At 53.9% G+C, this 2,232-nt stretch carries 2 protein-coding genes; both read left to right on the forward strand.

The window, feature by feature from the left end; all coding sequences use genetic code 11:
* Positions 1-117: 117 nt before the first annotated feature.
* Positions 118-1,584 (forward strand): SLBB domain-containing protein, encoded by a 1,467-nt coding sequence (locus NT002_14425; GenBank protein MCX6830459.1) that lies wholly within the window; start codon positions 118-120, stop codon positions 1,582-1,584.
* A gap of 12 nt (positions 1,585-1,596) precedes the next feature.
* Positions 1,597-2,232, forward strand: a 636-nt coding sequence (locus NT002_14430; protein MCX6830460.1) for a 2Fe-2S iron-sulfur cluster-binding protein, incomplete at its 3' end; no start/stop codon positions are given.

Below are 2,232 nucleotides of genomic sequence, written 5' to 3' on the forward strand. Positions count from 1 at the left end.
GTGAAAGTGAAAGATGTTCCGGAGATTATCGATAAGACGCTGGGAAAAAATGAAGTCATCGAGCGGCTTCTATATGCCGATGTTTTGACCAAGGAGCATATCGCCCAGTACAAGCGAATTCCATTCTATGCTCATCAGCAGCGAATTGCCCTGCGCAACTGCGGACTGATTGATCCGGCCCGAATCACCGATGCCGTGGCGGTCGGCGCTTATGCCGGGCTGGCCAGAGCGCTGACGACGATGTTGCCGCAGCAGATAATTGACGAGATTTCGAAATCCGGTCTGCGCGGACGCGGCGGCGGTGGATTCCTGACCGGGAAAAAATGGGCCACCTGTGCCAAGGTGCAGTCGGAAATTCGATATGTCATTTGCAACGGCGATGAGGGAGACCCCGGCGCGTTCATGGATCGGACGGTGATGGGAAGCGACCCCCATGCGGTGCTGGAAGGAATGATAATTTGCGCCTATGCCGTCGGTTCCACCCAGGGATATATATATGTCAGGGAGGAATATCCTCAGGCGGTTGCCAATCTCAAGCGGGCCATTGAACAGGCCCGAGAGGTCGGCCTTCTGGGTCAAAATATCCTTGGCAGCGGTTTAAGATTTGATATTCAGGTGAATCGCGGCGGCGGCGCCTTTGTATGCGGGGAATCATCGGCGTTGATGAAATCGGTGGCTGGCGAGGTGGGCGAACCGCGCGCCAAATATATCCATTCGGTTGTCAAAGGACTCCATGACAAGCCGACCGTCCTCAACAATGTCGAGACGTTTGTCACCGTCCCCGTCATTATCGAAAAGGGAGCCGACTGGTTTACTTCCATCGGCACCAAAAAGAGCCCGGGAACGAAAGTATTTTCATTGGCCGGCAAAGTCAACAATACCGGTCTGGTTGAGGTTCCGATGGGGATGAGCCTGCGCGAGATCATCTTTGATATCGGCGGCGGGATTCCGAATGATAAGAAATTCAAAGCGGTGCAGACCGGCGGCCCATCGGGCGGATGTCTGCCGGAGGACAAACTTGATCTGCCGGTAGATTTTGATTCGCTGACTGAGGCCGGATCGATGATGGGTTCGGGCGGAATGATTATTATGGACGAACGAACCTGTATGGTCGATGTCGCCAAATATTTCCTGGCTTTCCTGGTGTATGAATCATGCGGCAAGTGTGTTCCCTGCCGGGAAGGGCTGTATCAACTGCATAAGCTCTGTGAGAAAATCTCCGAGGGCAAAGGCAAGGAAGGGGATCTGGAGTTGATGGAGAAGCTTTCGCGGAATATTCAGGTCGGTTCTCTTTGCGGGCTGGGGCAATCGGGCCCCAATCCTTTCCTGAGTACGCTTCAATATTTCCGCAATGAATATGAAGCCCATATCCGCGATAAAAAATGTCCGGCCGGGGTTTGTCGTTCTTTGATCGAGTATGAAATAACCGACGATTGCACCGGATGTATGGCTTGTATCAAAGCCTGTCCGGTCGGGGCTATCACCGGCGAAAAGAAGAAAAAGCACTTTATCGATAAGCTCGTTTGCGATCGCTGTGGCTCCTGCTATGCGATCTGCAATTATGAAGCGATTGAGATTAGATAAGCGGGGATGAGGATGATAACGATATATATTAACGGGAAAGCGGTTCGAGCCAAAGAAAACGAAATGGTGCTGGCGAGCATTCGCCGGGAAGGGATAAATATTCCGACGCTCTGCCATCACGAGGCGATCGAACCCTGCGGCTCATGCCGGTTATGCATGGTGGAAATTACCAAAAAGGAGTGGGAGGGGTGGAAGAAACTGGTCACCTCCTGTCTCTACCCGGTTGAACCGGAGCTGATGGTAAGTACTCACACGCCGCAAATAATGGAATTACGCGAGACATTGCTGGACCTCTATCTGGCCCGCAGCCCCCGTGCGGAGTTGATCCAGAAAATGGCCGAAGAGTACGGCCTTGTGCAGACCAGTTATGAGCCAATTCCCGACGGCGACAACTGCATCATGTGTTATGCCTGCACCCGCATCTGCGAGGTGTTGGGACGCAACGCCATCTCGGCCGTTCATCGCGGGCATGCCAAGGTCATCTCCGGGCAGTTCGACGATCCGCCGCCGGATTGCATCGGCTGCCTCAGTTGCGCCAATATCTGTCCCACCGACGTCATCGAATGGCATGACCAGGATGGGACGCGGGCGATTTGGGGCCGGACCTTTGATCTGATCTCCTGCCGTCAGTGCGGCAAGGGGATCATC

The sequence above is a fragment of the Candidatus Zixiibacteriota bacterium genome, assembly GCA_026397505.1.
In the GTDB taxonomy this organism is placed as follows: Bacteria; Zixibacteria; MSB-5A5; order GN15; family PGXB01; genus JAPLUR01.